Origin of the sequence: Skermanella stibiiresistens SB22 (assembly GCF_000576635.1) — a bacterium.
Lineage (GTDB): Bacteria > Pseudomonadota > Alphaproteobacteria > Azospirillales > Azospirillaceae > Skermanella > Skermanella stibiiresistens.
In genome coordinates this window covers 29,393-43,996 of record NZ_AVFL01000024.1, presented here as the reverse complement: position 1 = coordinate 43,996, position 14,604 = coordinate 29,393, and the positions used below count along the sequence as shown (strand labels likewise).

General features: G+C 66.7%; 16 protein-coding genes. 7 read left to right on the top strand and 9 right to left on the bottom strand.

The features are described 5' to 3' along the window. The first annotated feature begins 16 nt into the window (after positions 1-16). The 3 genes from N825_RS25835 to N825_RS25825 all read left to right on the top strand — a co-directional run bounded on the left by N825_RS25835 (position 17) and on the right by N825_RS25825 (position 2,761). On the top strand, positions 17-868 hold the full coding sequence (locus N825_RS25835) for an ABC transporter ATP-binding protein (RefSeq protein ID WP_051513103.1): 852 nt from the start codon (positions 17-19) through the stop codon (positions 866-868). After that, positions 865-1,653, top strand: coding sequence for an ABC transporter permease (locus N825_RS25830; RefSeq protein WP_037458450.1), 789 nt, complete (start codon positions 865-867; stop codon positions 1,651-1,653). The genes N825_RS25835 and N825_RS25830 overlap by 4 nt, the downstream gene beginning before the upstream one ends. A 79-nt stretch (positions 1,654-1,732) precedes the next feature. Further along, the gene (locus tag N825_RS25825) at positions 1,733-2,761 is read left to right on the top strand and encodes an ABC transporter substrate-binding protein (RefSeq protein WP_051513101.1); all 1,029 of its coding nucleotides are present in this window, start codon (positions 1,733-1,735) and stop codon (positions 2,759-2,761) included. A gap of 20 nt (positions 2,762-2,781) precedes the next feature. Here the strand turns inward: N825_RS25825 and soxA are convergent, their stop codons facing one another. Genes soxA through N825_RS25785 form a run of 8 tightly spaced genes read right to left on the bottom strand, consistent with a single transcriptional unit; the run spans position 2,782 to position 9,084 of the window. Then, positions 2,782-3,552 (bottom strand): sulfur oxidation c-type cytochrome SoxA, encoded by a 771-nt coding sequence (soxA, locus tag N825_RS25820; RefSeq protein ID WP_037458449.1) that lies wholly within the window; start codon positions 3,550-3,552, stop codon positions 2,782-2,784. Beyond that, positions 3,549-3,884, bottom strand: a complete 336-nt coding sequence (gene soxZ / locus N825_RS25815; RefSeq protein ID WP_037458448.1) for a thiosulfate oxidation carrier complex protein SoxZ — start codon at positions 3,882-3,884, stop codon at positions 3,549-3,551. The genes soxA and soxZ overlap by 4 nt, the downstream gene beginning before the upstream one ends. A gap of 3 nt (positions 3,885-3,887) precedes the next feature. Continuing rightward, on the bottom strand, positions 3,888-4,337 hold the full coding sequence (locus tag N825_RS25810; protein WP_037458447.1) for a SoxY-related AACIE arm protein: 450 nt from the start codon (positions 4,335-4,337) through the stop codon (positions 3,888-3,890). A 12-nt stretch (positions 4,338-4,349) separates the two neighbouring features. Next, entirely contained in the window at positions 4,350-4,787 is a 438-nt protein-coding gene (gene soxX / locus N825_RS25805) for a sulfur oxidation c-type cytochrome SoxX (protein ID WP_245613234.1), read from the bottom strand. Continuing rightward, positions 4,784-6,067: an NAD(P)/FAD-dependent oxidoreductase gene (locus tag N825_RS25800; RefSeq protein WP_084165068.1), complete on the bottom strand. Its 1,284-nt coding sequence runs from the start codon at positions 6,065-6,067 to the stop codon at positions 4,784-4,786. The genes soxX and N825_RS25800 overlap by 4 nt, the downstream gene beginning before the upstream one ends. A gap of 10 nt (positions 6,068-6,077) precedes the next feature. Next, positions 6,078-6,365, bottom strand: a complete 288-nt coding sequence (locus N825_RS25795; protein WP_037458446.1) for a c-type cytochrome — start codon at positions 6,363-6,365, stop codon at positions 6,078-6,080. After that, complete coding sequence (locus N825_RS25790; protein WP_037458445.1) at positions 6,362-8,566, bottom strand: xanthine dehydrogenase family protein molybdopterin-binding subunit; 2,205 nt, start codon at positions 8,564-8,566, stop codon at positions 6,362-6,364. The genes N825_RS25795 and N825_RS25790 overlap by 4 nt, the downstream gene beginning before the upstream one ends. Positions 8,567-8,589: 23 nt before the next feature. Beyond that, entirely contained in the window at positions 8,590-9,084 is a 495-nt protein-coding gene (locus N825_RS25785) for a (2Fe-2S)-binding protein (RefSeq protein WP_051513099.1), read from the bottom strand. 441 nt (positions 9,085-9,525) lie between these two features. On the opposite strand from N825_RS25785, the gene N825_RS25780 reads away from it, so the two are divergent. From N825_RS25780 to N825_RS25770, 3 genes are read left to right on the top strand one after another with little or no spacing between them, the layout of a single operon-like run. Next, a complete protein-coding gene (locus N825_RS25780) occupies positions 9,526-10,170 on the top strand; it encodes a MotA/TolQ/ExbB proton channel family protein (RefSeq protein ID WP_245613233.1) in 645 nt (214 codons plus the stop codon). A gap of 1 nt (position 10,171) precedes the next feature. Beyond that, complete coding sequence (locus tag N825_RS25775) at positions 10,172-10,777, top strand: hypothetical protein (protein ID WP_037458441.1); 606 nt, start codon at positions 10,172-10,174, stop codon at positions 10,775-10,777. Positions 10,778-10,825: 48 nt separating this feature from the next. Then, positions 10,826-11,074: a twin-arginine translocase TatA/TatE family subunit gene (locus tag N825_RS25770; RefSeq protein ID WP_037458439.1), complete on the top strand. Its 249-nt coding sequence runs from the start codon at positions 10,826-10,828 to the stop codon at positions 11,072-11,074. 16 nt (positions 11,075-11,090) lie between these two features. Here the strand turns inward: N825_RS25770 and N825_RS25765 are convergent, their stop codons facing one another. Beyond that, positions 11,091-13,016 (bottom strand): potassium transporter Kup, encoded by a 1,926-nt coding sequence (locus tag N825_RS25765; protein WP_084165067.1) that lies wholly within the window; start codon positions 13,014-13,016, stop codon positions 11,091-11,093. A 317-nt stretch (positions 13,017-13,333) separates the two neighbouring features. Between N825_RS25765 and N825_RS25760 the strand changes: the two genes are divergently transcribed. Further along, positions 13,334-14,386 carry a DMT family transporter gene (locus N825_RS25760; protein ID WP_037458437.1) on the top strand — a complete coding sequence of 351 codons (1,053 nt, stop codon included), beginning with the start codon at positions 13,334-13,336 and terminating at the stop codon, positions 14,384-14,386. Positions 14,387-14,604: the final 218 nt, after the last annotated feature.

Genomic DNA, 14,604 nt, shown 5'->3' with positions numbered 1-14,604 from the left:
AAAGGGATGTGGCGCGATGGCCCTGGCAGCCGCATTTTCCGAAAGAAGCGAACCCAAGCTGGTCAGCCGCGCCGTGGCAGTCGCTCTCGACGGCGTCAAGATCGCCTTCGGCATGCCCGACGGCGGAACCTACGAGGCGGTCGCGCCGACCAGCCTGAACGTCGCCGAAAGCGAGTTCGTGGCGATCGTCGGTCCGACCGGCTGCGGCAAGTCCACGTTGCTGAACGCGGCGGCGGGACTGGTGAAACCGGCGGCGGGGACCGTCCATATCCTGGGACAGCCCCTGTCGGGCATCAACCGGCACGCCGGATACCTGTTCCAGCAGGACAGCCTGATGCCGTGGAAGACGGCGGCCCAGAATGTCGCGATAGGGCTGGAGGTCGGCGGCGTCCCCGCGCGCGACGCCCTGGAGGAGGCGCGCGACTGGTTGAGGAAGGTGGGCCTGGGAGCCTTCGGCGACCGCCACCCCCACATGCTGTCGGGCGGCCAGCGCAAGCGGGTCGGCTTGGCGCAGGTGCTGATCCGGCATCCCAGGATCATCCTGATGGACGAGCCGTTCGGTCCGCTCGACGCCCAGACGCGGCTGATCATGGGCGAATTGCTGCTCGACCTGTGGTCGGCGGACCGCAAGGCGGTGATGTTCGTGACCCATGACCTGGAGGAGGCGATCGAACTCGCGGACCGGGTCGTGATCATGTCGGCTGGCCCCGCCGCCCGCATCATCGGCGACTACGCGATACCGCTGGCGCGCCCCCGCGACATCGCCGAGATCAAGCTCGACCCCCGGTTCGTCGAAATCCACCGGCAGATCTGGCACACCCTGAAGGAGGAGGTCCTGAAGGGCTATCGCCAGAGCGAGGGATCATGACCGTCAAACGAGAAAAACTATTGGCGCTCCGAATCCTCGTCGGGATCGGCATGATCGCCACTTGGCACGTGGTGGCCGAGACGTCGCTGGTCGGCGATCCGCTGACGATGAGGTTCTTCTTCTCGACCCCCTTGGACGTGGCGGGGCGGATCGCCCAGTGGCTGCTGCACGGCACCATCTGGTACCATCTGGGCGTCACCCTGCTGGAGGCGGCGCTGGCGTTCGGCATCGGCTCCCTCAGCGGCGTGGTGGTGGGCTTCTGGTTCGCCCGGAAGCCGCTGGTCGCCGCCGTGTTCGACCCCTACGTCAAGGCCGCGAACGCGCTGCCCCGCGTGGTTCTGGCGCCGATCTTCGCGCTGTGGCTGGGGCTGGGCATCTGGTCGAAGGTGGCGCTGGGCTTCACGCTCGTCTTCTTCATCGTCTTCTTCAACGTCTATCAGGGCGTCAAGGAGGTCAGCCCGGTCGTGCTGGCGAACGCCCGCATGCTGGGCATGAACGAGCGGCAGCTGCTGCGGCACGTCTACCTGCCGTCGGCGCTGAGCTGGATGTTCTCGTCGCTCCACACCTCGGTGGGGTTCGCCATGGTCGGCGCCGTGGTCGGCGAATATCTCGGCTCGGCCGCCGGCCTTGGCTACCTGATCCAACAGGCCGAGGGGGTGTTCGACGTGACCGGCGTGTTCGCCGGCATGTTCGTGCTGATGGCCTTCGTCATCCTGATCGACTGGCTGGTCACCCTGGTGGAGCGGCACCTTCTGTCGTGGCGGCCCCGCCCGGCGGCGACCTGACCAAATCGCGCGGCGACACCAAAGCACAGGCTTGGTGAAACAAAACCAGCTTGGCGAAAATCAAGAAAAGGAAGCACCGATGAGAAGTTTGAGGATTGCCCTGTGCGGCGCGCTGGCCATCGCGGGCTTGGCCCTTTCCCTGGCGGGTGGAGCCTTGGCGGGAGATCCCGAAAAGAAGGACGTGGCGCTGGCGGTCGGCGGCAAGCCCCTGCTGTACTATCTACCGCTGACCATCGCGGAGCGGAAAGGCTTCTTCAAGGAAGAGGGACTGAACGTCGAGATCAACGATCTGGGCGGCGGCGCCAAGTCGCTCCAGGCGCTGATGGGCGGTTCGGTCGATGTCGTGACCGGCGCCTACGATCACACCATCCGAATGCAGCAGAAGGGCCAGGACATCCGCGCCGTGGCCGAACTGGGTCGCTTCCCCGCGATCGTCATCGCGGTCCGCAAGGATCTGGCCGGCGAGATCAAGTCCCCGGCCGACTTCAAGGGCCGCAAGATCGGCGTCACGGCGCCGGGCTCGGGAACCGCGCTGACGGTGCAGTACGTCATGGTCAAGAGCGGCCTGTCCCCATCCGACGCGGTCCTGATCGGGGTCGGCGGCGGCGCCAGCGCCGTGGCCGCGATCAAGCAGCGCCAGATCGACGTCCTGGTCCACCTGGACCCGGTGATCGCCAAGCTGGAATCCGACGGTGACATCACGATCATGATCGACACCCGCACCGAGGACGGTACCCGGGCGCTGTTCGGCGGATCGAACCCGGCGGCCGTGCTCTACGCCAAATCCGACTTCGTCAAGCGCAATCCCGAGACGACGCAGCGGCTGGTCAACGCCTTCGTCAAGTCGCTGAACTGGATCGCCAAGGCCACCCCCGAGGAGATCGCCGCCGTCGTCCCGCCGGAATATCACTTGGGCGACCGCGATCTATACATGCGCGCGGTGGACAATTCCAAGGAGAGCTATTCGCTGGACGGCATCACCGACCCGCGCGGCATGGAAAGCGTCCTCGCCATGCTGAAGATGCTGGAACCCGACTTCGCCGACGCCCGGATCGACTTGGCGAAGACCTTCGACCCAAGCTTTGTCCAGAAAGCCTGGGTGAAGTAGGCTGTGTGGAAAGCCACCGCTCACGGCCTCACCCCCGGCGTTTCCAGGGGCAGGCCGCGGGCGCGGGTCATCAGGAAGAGCTCGAGTTCGGTATGTTCGGGGGAGCCGAAGCCGTAGGGCTCGGCCCGCACACCCGCCATGCAATTGCGGAGGCGGCGCTGGAGCGAGCCCATGGCCTGCCATTCCAGCCGATAGATCGGGTAGCCGGTCGGGTGCGCCTGGGGGATGACGGCGCCGCCCAGCCGCTTGCCCCAATTGGCGTCGTGGCAGTCGGCGCAGGAGAAATCCAGCTGGCCCTGGCGTTGGGTGAACAGCTCGCGGCCCTGGTCGATGAAGGGCGTCAGCTGCGGGTCGGCGCCGGTCTCGACGGGCAGGCCGCGCGACTGGTGGGCGACATAGGCCGACAGGGCCAGCAGGTCGGGACTTTCCCACGCGAGCGGCGGGGCCTCCTGGCGGTCGGCGCGGCATTGCAGGATGCGCTGGTCGAGCGTGATCGGGGCTTTGGCTTTCTCGTCGTATGAAGGGTAGCGGGTCGCCACGCCGCGCATCGACGTGGCGGCGTCACCGTGGCAGTCGGCGCAGGAGCGGTTGGCGGCGCCCGCCGGCGTGTTCCACAAATCCTCGCCGTCCAGGACGGACAGCATGCCCGGATTGGCCGTGTCGTCGGCCTGCATCGCCTGGGTCTGCGGCCCCATGAAGTCGAAGCCGGAACGGCGATCGGTGTCCGACGCCAGCGCCGTCCCGGCGAGAAGGATCACCGCCGCGGCGAGGGACGAACGCCGTACCGTCATTCAACGGGATCTTGGCCAACGGTGATCTTGGCGGTTTCCGTCTGGGTATTGCCCTGGTCGTCGGTCCAGCTCAGCGCGATCTCGCCGCTCTCCTCCGCGACCGTGGTGAAGGTGATGAAGGGATTGGCGGTGATGGCGGGGAACAGGTCGGCGCTGAACACCTCCTCGCCATTATAGGTGCAGGCGAAGCGGTGGATGATGTCGCGCGGGATCAGGGCGCCGTCGGAGCCGGTGCGGAAGCCGGTCTCCATCGGATGGGAGATCAGGGCCTTGATCTCGACCACCTCGCCCCGCTTGGCGGTGGCCGGAACGTTGATCAGGGTGCGGGCCATGGGTCAGCTCTCCGCGCAGGCTGGCAGCGTCACGATCACCTCGGCCTCGTCCGACCAGAAGGTGCCGTCGCTGAGTTGGGCGATGGCGACGATCTTCTGGCTGTCGCCCAGCCGGATGCGGGTCGAGACGGTGGCCCGCCCGGCCCGATGGCTCAGGTGGAAGATCGCGACGTTGGGCTGGGGGTTCTTCTCGTTGAACAGGGCCACCGCCTTGACGTGGTCGTCGGGCCGCATCCAGTGCGCGACGTTGACGGTCACGGGGACGGAATTGCCGTTCTCGACCAGGGGCGGCAGGACCAGATCGACCTTGCCGGAACTGACCGGCGCGCCCTTGGTGAAGGCCTCGATCGCCACCCTCATCTCCACCGGCGTGGCGCGGGCCGGCCGCACCATCAGGAGCACGCCGAGCGCCGCTCCCGCGCGCAGGATGTCGCGCCGCGTCGCTGTCGTCATGAATGCCTCCCCTTAATCCTTGAGCGTCGCGAGGAACGCCACGACGTCCTCGATCTCGCCGGCGGACAGGATCGGCTTGCCGCGCCAGGTCTCCGCCACCCGATCGAGCCCGTCGGTCCTGAGATAAGATGGCATGATGGTGTCGGGATCAAGGCCGCGCGCGTCCGCGATCCGCAGCCGGATCTGGCCCTCGGACAGCCGCGACCCGACCCCGGCGAGGGATGGCGCCAGATCGCCCTGGAACCGCTCCTCCGGGAAGGGGCCGGAATGGCACAGCAGGCACAGGCCGGTCTGGCGGCTGGTGACGATCGCGCGGCCCCGTTCGGGATCTCCGGGAGCCGCCGCCAGCCGGTCCGGCATGGCGTCGCCCACGATTCTCTCGGCGAAGGCGGGAGCGGTGACCAGGACGAGGACCAAGGCCAGGGTGATCAGGGATGGCGGGACCCTCACCCGAAGACCTCGGCCGTGATGGTGTCGAACCAGGATTCGGCGTAGACCGCCTCCTTGGCGCGGAACGAGGCCGGGGCGTCGAGCGGGCTGGTGCCGCCCGCCCCCTCGACATCCGCCAGCCTGCCATCGCTGGGGGCGTAGACCCCGGCGACCGAGATGCCGTAGTCGGGGGCGACCAGGCTGTAGCAGGTGTTGATCAGCTTGGGCGCCGCGGGTTTTTCGCCGCGCAGCAAAGTGGCCACGGCGGCGGCGCAGACCTTGGCCTGCGCGTTAGCGGCGAAGGCCGATTTCGGCATGGCTCCGGCGATGGCGGCGTCGCCGATCACGTGGATCCCGGGCCGCAACCGGGACTCGAAGGTCACGGGGTCGATCGGGCACCAGCCGGTGCGGTCGGCGACCTCCGCGAGGGCGGCGATGGAAGCGGCCTTCTGCGGCGGGATGACGTTGGCGACCGCCGCCTTGACCCGGTCGAAATCGGTGACCAGCGTCAGGCTGGCCGGATCGACCGAGGTGACTTGGCCGCCCGAGGACAGCGACACCCATTCCAGCAGCCCCGGATAGAGCTTCTCCCACGCCGCCTGGAACAGGCGCTGCTTGGAGAAGCTATCCTTGGCGTCGAGCACGATCAGCTTGGAGCGCGGCTTGCGGGTCTTGAGGTAATGGGCGATCAGGCTGGCGCGCTCGTAGGGTCCGGGCGGGCAGCGGTACGGGTTGGCCGGGACCGACATGACGACCACGCCGCCGTCTTCCATCGCCTCCAGCTGGCGCGCCAGCAGGGTCGTCTGCGGCCCGGCCTTCCAGGCGTGCGGCATGATCTCCGCCGCCTTGTCGTCATAGCCGGGCAAGGCGCCGAAGTTCATGTCGATGCCGGGAGCCAGCACGAGCCGGTCGTAGTCCAGCGCGACGCCATCGCCCAGCGTCACGCGGCGGGCCTCGGCATCCACCTTGGACGCCCGTTGATGGACGACCGTGACGCCGGCCCGCCTCAGCCCGTCATAGCCGAAGGTTTGGCGATCCAGGGAGCGGAGGCCGGCGACCACCGAGTTGCTGAGCGGACAGGCGGTGTAGGTCGGGTTCGGCTCCACCAGCGTGACGTCCAGCCCATGCCCCTTGAGGAAGCGGGCCGCCGTCCCGCCGGCGAAGCCGCCGCCGATGACGACCACCCTGGCGGCCCCCTGGGCATGGACCGGCCGGGACAGCGCCGCCGAGGCGGTGACCGTCACGGTGGCGGCGGTGAGGGTCTTCAGGACCGCGCGGCGGTTCGGGTTCCACGGCGTCATGATATTCCCGTCACCGCCCCGCCACGAGCCAGGCGGCTATCGCCCGGATCTCCGGCTCGGTGAAGCCCTTGGCGATCCGGTTCATCACCGTCGGCTCCCCCTCGCCCGCTTGGTAGGCCAGCATGGTCGCCGTGATCTCATCCGCCGATTTCGCGGCGATCGGCGGAATGCCGCCCGACGCCCCGCCGCGAGGCGCATGGCAGCCCGAGCACGCCGAAGCGCCCGGAGGCGCCTCGGCGGCGTGGACGATCGGCGTCGCCGCCACCATCACGCAGGCGAGGATGGCGAGGCGCCTCATGCCTTGCGCAGGTCGGCTTTGGTCAGGGGCACCGAGCGGATGCGCTTGCCGGTCGCGGCGAAGATCGCGTTGAGCACGGCGGGCGCCGCCACGAAGATGGTCGGCTCGCCGACACCTCCCCAGAAGCCGCCCGATGGCATCACGATGGTCTCGACCTCGGGCATCTCGTCCATCAGCATCATCGGGTAGGTGTCGAAGTTCTCCTGCTCGACCCGGCCGCCTTTCACGGTGATCTCACCATGGAGCAGCGCCGTCAGTCCATAGACGAACGAGCCCTCGACCTGGGCCGCGATCTGCTGGGGATTGACCGCGTGTCCGCTGTCGGTCGCGGCGACGATGCGGTGGATCTTGAGCTTGCCATCGTCGCTGACCGAGACCTCGGCGCAGGCCGCCACATAGCTGCCGAACCCCATCTGCTGCGACAAGCCGCGGAAGACGCCCTCCGGTGCTGGCTTGCCCCAGCCGGCCTTCTCCGCGACGGCGTCGAGCACGGCCCGGTGCTTGGGATGGTTGACCAGCAGCTTGCGGCGGAACTCCAGGGGATCGGCGCCGGCCGCGTGGGCCAGCTCGTCCATGAAGCATTCCAGGTAGATGGCGTTCTGGTTGTTGTTGACGCCGCGCCAGAAACCCGGCGGCACCGGCGGGTTGCGCATGGCGTGGTCGATCAGGAGGTTGGGGATGGTGTAACCCAGAACCCCCTCGGCGCCCCCCGCGTTCAAGCCCTGGAATGTCGCCGGGTCGCGTCCGTTCTGGAGGGCCTGCGGGTTGATCGTCGCCAGGATCGACTGGCCGGAGATCCGCATGTGCAGCCCGTCGAGATCGCCCTTGGCGTCGAGCGCCCCGGTCAGCTTGCATTGGGTGACCGGGTGGTACCGGCCATGGAGCATGTCCTCCTCGCGCGTCCAGATCAGCTTGACCGGCGTGCCCGGCATCTCCTTGGCGATCAGGACCGCCTGCCGGACATAGTCGTGGCTGGACGAACGCCGCCCAAAGCCGCCTCCCAGGTGCAGGCGATGGACGTCGCATTGCGGGATCGGCAGACCGGCGGCGGTGGAGGCCGTGGCGAGCGCCGCCTCGGCGTTCTGGGTCGCGGTCCATACCTCGCAGCGGTCGGCGGTGAACAGCGCGGTCGCGTTCATCGGTTCCATGGTCACGTGATGCTGGAACGGATAGCCATAGACCGCCTCCACCACCTTGTTGCCGGGCTTGGCCAGCGAGGCCTTGACGTCGCCGGACTGGTTGCCGACGAAGGCGTCGGTGGCGTCGAGTCCTTCCCGCAGCGTCGCGGCGATGTCCTCGCTCGACACATCGGCGTTGGGGCCGTCATCCCATTCGACCGGCAGGGCATCGAGCGCGGTCTTGGCGCGCCACCAGGTATCGGCGACCACCGCGACACCCGTGTCGCCGACGGCGACGACCCGCTTGACGCCGGGCATCTTCTCCACCGCCGCGGCGTCGAAGCTCTTGACCTTGCCGCCGAACACAGGGCATTCGCGGATCGCCGCGTTCAGCATGCCGGGCATCGTGACGTCGATCGAATAGACCAGCTTGCCATTGGTCTTGTCCGGCGTATCGAGCCGGTTGACCGACTTGCCGGCGATCTTCCAGTCCTTCGGGTCCTTCAGCGTCACCTCGGCGGGCGGGGTGAGCTGGGCGGCGGCCAAGGTCACCTTGCCATAGGTGGTGGTGCGGCCGGACGCCTTGTGGGTGATGACGCCCTTCTCCGCGGCGCATTCCGAGGCCGGCACCTTCCACTCGTTGGCGGCGGCCTGGATCAGCATGACGCGGGCGGCGGCCCCGCCCTTGCGGACGTAATCCTGGGAATCGCGGATGCCGCGGCTGCCCGCCGTCTGGAAGTTGCCCCAGACCCGGTTGCGCGCGACGTTCTGGCCGGGGCTGGGATACTCGGTCGTGACGCGCGACCAATCGCAATCCAACTCCTCGGCGACCAATTGGGCGAGACCGGTCAGGGTCCCCTGCCCCATCTCAACCCGCGCGATCCGGATCACCACGGTCTCGTCCGGCTTGACCACGACCCAGGCGTTGAGTTCCGGCGTGGCGGTCCCGGCGAACGGGGGCGTCGCGGCATTCGCCTCGGACACCGCGTTGAACGGAATGTGGAAGCCCAGCATGAGACCGCCCGCGGCGGCGGTGGAGCCAGCCAGGAAGTCACGGCGCGACGGCTTGAACGCTATCGTCATCTGATATCTCCCGAATGGTGGCCTTAGCCGCGCCCGACTTCTTTGGGCCGGGTTTCGTTGGAACCGGTATCCGCGCCCGTCGCCATCCGGATGGCGGCGCGGATGCGGTTGTAGGTGCCGCAGCGGCAGATGTTGGTCATCTCCGCGTTGATGTCGTCGTCGCTGGGGTTCTGGTTCGACTGGAGCAGGGCGGCGGCGGCCATGATCTGGCCTGACTGACAGTAGCCGCATTGCGGCACGTCCAACGCCACCCAGGCCTTCTGGAGCGGGTGGGCGCCATCGGGCGACAGGCCCTCGATCGTGACGATTTGCTGTTCGGGCGCGACGGAGTTGACCGGTGTCACGCAGGACCGGACGGCGACGCCGTCGAGATGGACGGTGCAGGCGCCGCACTGCGCGATGCCGCAGCCGAACTTGGTGCCCGTGAGGCCGATCTGCTCTCGGATCACCCAGAGCAAGGGTGTATCGGGATCGACCTCGACATCGTGCGTCTTGCCATTGACGGTAAGCTGTACCACGGGCTCCCTCCTGTCCCGGTCACCGAAGCGACCTGCCAATCCCATGAACTTGTTGATTATTTTAGTTGGTTTGACCAATCATGTCCGGTGTTCACGATAACCCGGAGCCGGGTGTGGCGCAATCGGGTTGAGACGGACCGCCGAGGGTTCGTGCCCGGCCCGAGGGCGACCTGTCCCGGTATTCAAGTCATCCGTTTGCCCAGCTTTTCCAGTCCAGTCATCGCGCCATGATTGATGCCAATGAACAGCAAGGCCAAAAACGCCTTGGGCTGAAAGGCCCGTCCGCTTGTTTACCGCTCGAACCCAGTTTAGCTCCGGCCCGCCCTGATAGTCGGCATCCCGCGCCAAGGGTGCGTCCAAAACTGGAACCTGTCAGCTTCTCAGAGAGAAATGAAAGGGTTTGCCGTCATGGAATTCGAAGGACTCCTCAGAGCGAAATTCGTGGCTTTCAACATCGCCGGCTTTGCCATTGGGCTCGTTTTCTATTACCAGGGCTTCCTCGATAGGATCTTTCATGGGGATATCGCCCTCGCGGCGATGATCATCGGCTTCGTGTTCGTGGTCGGGCTGATCATGACGGCCTACCGGGTGTGGAAGGTCGGCGACGAGTTGGACCGGGTCAAGCGGGGACAGGGCCGGATGCTGAGCGTGGAGAGCGAGCGCGCCCTGGAGATGCGCCTGTTCTCACGGATCTCCCACATTCAGCACGTCGCCAACTCGCTCGGACTGCTGGGGCTGATCGGAACCGCCTGGGGCTTCAGCCTGTTCGCCGCCAACATCACCCCCGACAAGGTCAGCAACGCGTCCTCGGCCGGAGCCTTGGTCAGCACGCTGGCGGGCGGTCTGGGTGTCGCGATCTACGCCACCATGCTGGGCGGCATCTTCTGCCTGTGGACGACCTGCAACCTCCAACTGCTGCGCGGCGCCACGGCATCGCTCTGCGCGCTGATCATGGACCGGGCTCATGCCCAAAAGCACCAGCGCGCCCAGCTGACGACTCCGCCTCCGGCCCCCCACGCGCCGGTTCCGACCCCGGCCCTGGGCGCCGCCTTGCCTCGGGGTGCCGCGACCAGCGGAGGGCTGTGAGATGAACGACTTCATCGGCGAGGACCAGACGGGCACATTGGTGGCCCGCGACATGCTCACGCTGCTGCTGTGCGGCTTCGTCGCCTGCGCCGTCCTGGCGGTGCCTTTCATGAACGACCCCAAGAAGGCCGACGCCCAGACCTCGGGCTCGATCAACCCGCCTGGCAACGTGATCGTCGACGCCCAATGGCCGGACAATTGGCGGACCGATGTCGACCTGTGGGTGCAGGCGCCCGGCGACACGCCCGTCGGGTATTCGAACAAGGGCGGGCTGATCATGAACCTGCTGCGCGACGATCTGGGATCCAACAATCCGACGCCGTTGCGCTATGAGAACCAGTTCAGCCGCAGCGTCCCGCCCGGCGAATACACGATCAACCTGCATTTGTTCCGCAACCTCGAGGCCAAGTATCCCGTTCCCGTCGATGTGACGGTCCGCTGCTCGGCCGAGCAGAACGCGCGGAACGTGGTCAACACGCGGGTTCAACTCGATCGGGAGGGGCAGGAACTGACGGCGCTGCGATTCAGGCTTGATGAGCAATGCAATCTCGCGCCAAACTCCGTCCACTCGGTCTTCAAGCCGCTCCGTTCTCCGGGCAAGACCTAGGGTCAGGCCGGAACAAGGAGGAGCGGAGCACCCAAACGCAGGTTATTCATGGGCTCTTTCAGTATCTGGCATTGGATCGTCGTTCTCGTGGTGATCGTGATCATCTTCGGCGCCGGCAAGCTTCCCAATGTCATGGGCGACGTCGCCAAAGGCATCAAGAGCTTCAAGCGCAACATGAACGATGACGACAAGGAAACCCCTGGTCCGGTCGCTGGCGGACCAGGCACCCTGGACGAGCGCCTGGAACAGCGGCGCGAGGATGTCGCCCGCGCCCGGTCCCGCGAGGACTCGCTCTAAACACGGGAGAGGGTGGTCAGATCTCGACCTGACCGCCCAACTCCACCACCCGGTTGACCGGCAGGCAGAAGAATTCCATCGGCGTCGCCGAACTGCGCACCATCCAGGCGAACAGCTTTTCCCGCCACAGGGACATGCCCGGCTTGGAGCTGGGGATCACCGTCTTGCGGCTGAGGAAATACGAGATCCGCATCGGCTCGTAGAAGAATCCCAACTGGTCATAGCGCGCGTTGGCCAATGTCTTGGGGATGTTGGTCGCCTGCATGTAGCCGTAATGCAGGTTCACCCGGAAGCAGTTGCCGCCGATCTCCTGCGATTCGACGCAGCGGTCGGCTGGCACGAACGGCACCTCGTCGACGATCACGCTCAGCAGCACGACCCGCTCGTGCAGCACGTGATTGTGCTTGAGGTTGTGCAGGAGCGAGAGCGGCACGCCGCCCGAGACGCTGGCCAGGAACACGGCGGTGCCGGGAACCCGGGTGATTCGGGTCGACACGTTGGCGAAGAAATCCTCGACCGGGATGGCGTCGCGCTCCAAGCCCGCCTTCAGCAGCGCCCGGCCATAGTTCCAGGTCGTCAGCAGGATGAAGATCGCGATGCCGACCGCCAGCGGGAACCAGCCGCCATGCAGGATCTTGGTCGAGTTGGCGAGGAAGAACGAGAGGTCGATGAACAGGAAGAACGCGATCAGCAGGATCGTCGGCTTCGCCGCCCATTTCCACAGCAGCAGCATCACCATGGCGATCAGCACGGTGTCGATGATCATGGTTCCGGTGACGGCGATGCCATAGGCCGACGCCAGACTGCTCGACGTCTGGAAGCCCAGGACCAGCGCTATCACGAACACCGCCAGCGTCCAGTTGAGCGCCGGGATGTAGATCTGGCCGATCTCGCGCTCCGAGGTGTGGACGATGTTCATCCGGGGCAGATAGCCCAGCTGGATCGCCTGCCGGGTGACGGAGAACGCCCCGGAGATCACCGCCTGCGAGGCGATCACCGACGCGACCGTGGCGAGGATGACCATCGGGACGCCGGCCCAGGCGGGCGCCAGATGGAAGAAAGGGTTCTCGATCGACTCGGGATGCTTGAGCAGGAGCGCGCCCTGGCCGAAATAGTTCAGCATCAGGGCCGGCAACACCAGCAGGTACCAGGCGAGCCGGATCGGCAGCCGTCCGAAATGGCCCATGTCGGTGTACAGCGCCTCGGCTCCCGTCACCGCCAGCACGACCGATCCCAGCGCCAGGAAGGCGATGACGCCATCCTGCATGATGAAGGCGAGCGCGTAATGCGGGCTGAGCGCCCAGAGCACGTCGGGAGCCTGCCCGATGTTCATGACGCCCAGGAAGGCCAGCATGCCGAACCACAGCGTCATGACCGGGCCGAACAGCACGCCGATGCTGGCCGATCCGTGGCGCTGGACCAGGAACAATCCGACCAGGATCGCGATGGTCAGTGGCACGACCGCGTAGTGGAGCTGCGGCGCCGCCACCTCCAGCCCCTCCACGGCGGACAGCACGGAGATCGCCGGCGTGATCATGCTGTCGCCGTAGAACAGCGCCGCCGCGAAGACGCCGAGCACGCTGACCAGCCTGACGATGCCGAGCCTGCCCTCCGCCGTGCGGCGCAGCAGGGCCAGCAACGCCAAGCTGCCGCCCTCGCCCCTGTTGTCGGCCCGCATGATGATGATGACGTACTTGATCGACACGACGCACATCACGGCCCAAAAGATCAAGGATAGGACGCCGTAGACGTGAAGTCGATCGAGGGCCAGGGGGTGGGGACCGGCGAAGGTCTCCTTCATCGTGTAGAGCGGACTGGTGCCGATATCTCCGAAGACCACGCCGATGGCCCCGAAGAACAGGGTGAAGATGGAGGATTTTCCTCCATGTGCGTCCGCTGGACCGTGCGCCGCGATGGGAGCGGTTTCACTTCTGCTCTGCATACACCTTATCCCACGATCGCGGTCTGTGGACGTTCGCACACGACTGACAGCCATCCATACACAGCTTGCATCTTTCCGTCACTTTGTTTGCCACGAAAGCGCGGCTCTCCCACCTGTTGCCCCCAACCCAGGAGGCACCGTCCAGCGGGGCCGGAGCGTGGAAGGCTTCGATCTCTTTCAGGATGGGTCCTTGGTGTCGATGCTTTTGGATGCCGACACCGGAGGGAGCGAATATAATCCACTATAAGGAACCCACAAGACGGATGTCGGGCCGCCCGTCCGGACATCGATCAAAAGGCGTTCATGGAGAGCCTGACATGGTACTGCCGACTGGAGTCGCCTTGGCTCTACTTTCCGCGATCCTGTTCGGTGCCAGCACGCCTTTCGCCAAACTTTTGCTCGGCGACGTCGACGCATGGTTGCTGGCGGGGCTGCTTTACCTGGGAGCGGGACTGGGACTTGGAGTCGTCCACCGGTCGCGCGGGTCCTTGGGCCTGCCGGCGGTGGAGGCGCCGCTCCGCCGGTCGGACATGCCCTGGCTGGCGGTGGTCGTGGTTTCGGGCGGCATCCTGGGGCCGCTGTTCCTGATGCTGGGACTGACAACGACCGACGCCGCCAGCGCCTCGCTGCTGCTCAACCTGGAAGGCCTCGCCACGATGGCGATCGCCTGGATCGTCTTTCGGGAGAATGTCGACCGGCGCCTGATCCTGGGCGCCTTCGCGATCCTGGCTGGCGCGGCACTGCTGTCGTGGCGGGGAGGAGACGCCACGGAATTGGGCTGGGGAGCCGCCTTCATCGCGGCGGCCTGCCTCGCGTGGGGCGTGGACAACAACCTGACCCGCAAGCTGTCGTCGGCCGACCCGGTCCAGATCGCCATGACCAAAGGACTGGTTGCGGGTTGCGTCAACCTGTCGCTGGCGCTGGCCCAAGGAGCGGCTTGGCCGGGAGCCGGAACGCTGCTGGCGGCTGGGGTGGTGGGCTTCCTCGGCTATGGCGTCAGTCTGGCGCTGTTCGTGCTTGGCCTGCGGCATCTGGGAACCGCGCGCACGGGGGCCTATTTCTCGCTGGCGCCCTTCATTGGCGCTTCATTGGCCGTCGTCATGCTGGGCGAACCGCTTTCGACGCGCCTGCTGATCGCGGGGTGCCTGATGGCCGTCGGCCTCTGGCTCCACCTGACCGAGCGGCACGAGCACGAACACGCGCATCCGCCCCTGGGGCATGAGCACCGGCATACCCACGACCGGCACCACCGGCACACCCACGGCCCCGGCGACCCGTCGGGGGAACCCCATAGCCACTGGCACCGCCACGCCCCGATGGTCCACCGCCACCCGCATTACCCCGACCTGCACCACCGGCATTCGCATTGAGGCTGGGTATTCCGAAGTTCGCGGCGGGAACGAGGCCGTCCGCCGGCTAGAGTTGCGACCAGCGCGGGGCGCCGATCTGCCGCGATTGCAACTAGCCCACAAGTCATTCAACCGTAGGTCGGGTAGAGCGCAGCGGCACCCGACACCAACTCGCCTGCTTGTCGGGTGCCGCTGCGCTCTACCCGACCTACGGCTCCGGCCACCATGCCACTGGATGG

What these genes read in the sequence shown, in the direction of transcription:
- N825_RS25810 (WP_037458447.1), bottom strand. Translation starts at nt 4,337, where the DNA reads ATGACGACAGCGACGCGGCGCGACATCCTGCGCGCGGGAGCGGCGCTC.
- soxZ (WP_037458448.1), bottom strand. Translation starts at nt 3,884, where the DNA reads ATGGCCCGCACCCTGATCAACGTTCCGGCCACCGCCAAGCGGGGCGAG.
- N825_RS25825 (WP_051513101.1), top strand. Translation starts at nt 1,733, where the DNA reads ATGAGAAGTTTGAGGATTGCCCTGTGCGGCGCGCTGGCCATCGCGGGC.
- N825_RS25765 (WP_084165067.1), bottom strand. Translation starts at nt 13,016, where the DNA reads ATGCAGAGCAGAAGTGAAACCGCTCCCATCGCGGCGCACGGTCCAGCG.
- N825_RS25830 (WP_037458450.1), top strand. Translation starts at nt 865, where the DNA reads ATGACCGTCAAACGAGAAAAACTATTGGCGCTCCGAATCCTCGTCGGG.
- N825_RS25800 (WP_084165068.1), bottom strand. Translation starts at nt 6,067, where the DNA reads ATGACGCCGTGGAACCCGAACCGCCGCGCGGTCCTGAAGACCCTCACC.
- N825_RS25790 (WP_037458445.1), bottom strand. Translation starts at nt 8,566, where the DNA reads ATGACGATAGCGTTCAAGCCGTCGCGCCGTGACTTCCTGGCTGGCTCC.
- soxA (WP_037458449.1), bottom strand. Translation starts at nt 3,552, where the DNA reads ATGACGGTACGGCGTTCGTCCCTCGCCGCGGCGGTGATCCTTCTCGCC.
- N825_RS25795 (WP_037458446.1), bottom strand. Translation starts at nt 6,365, where the DNA reads ATGAGGCGCCTCGCCATCCTCGCCTGCGTGATGGTGGCGGCGACGCCG.
- N825_RS25760 (WP_037458437.1), top strand. Translation starts at nt 13,334, where the DNA reads ATGGTACTGCCGACTGGAGTCGCCTTGGCTCTACTTTCCGCGATCCTG.
- N825_RS25835 (WP_051513103.1), top strand. Translation starts at nt 17, where the DNA reads ATGGCCCTGGCAGCCGCATTTTCCGAAAGAAGCGAACCCAAGCTGGTC.
- N825_RS25770 (WP_037458439.1), top strand. Translation starts at nt 10,826, where the DNA reads ATGGGCTCTTTCAGTATCTGGCATTGGATCGTCGTTCTCGTGGTGATC.
- N825_RS25775 (WP_037458441.1), top strand. Translation starts at nt 10,172, where the DNA reads ATGAACGACTTCATCGGCGAGGACCAGACGGGCACATTGGTGGCCCGC.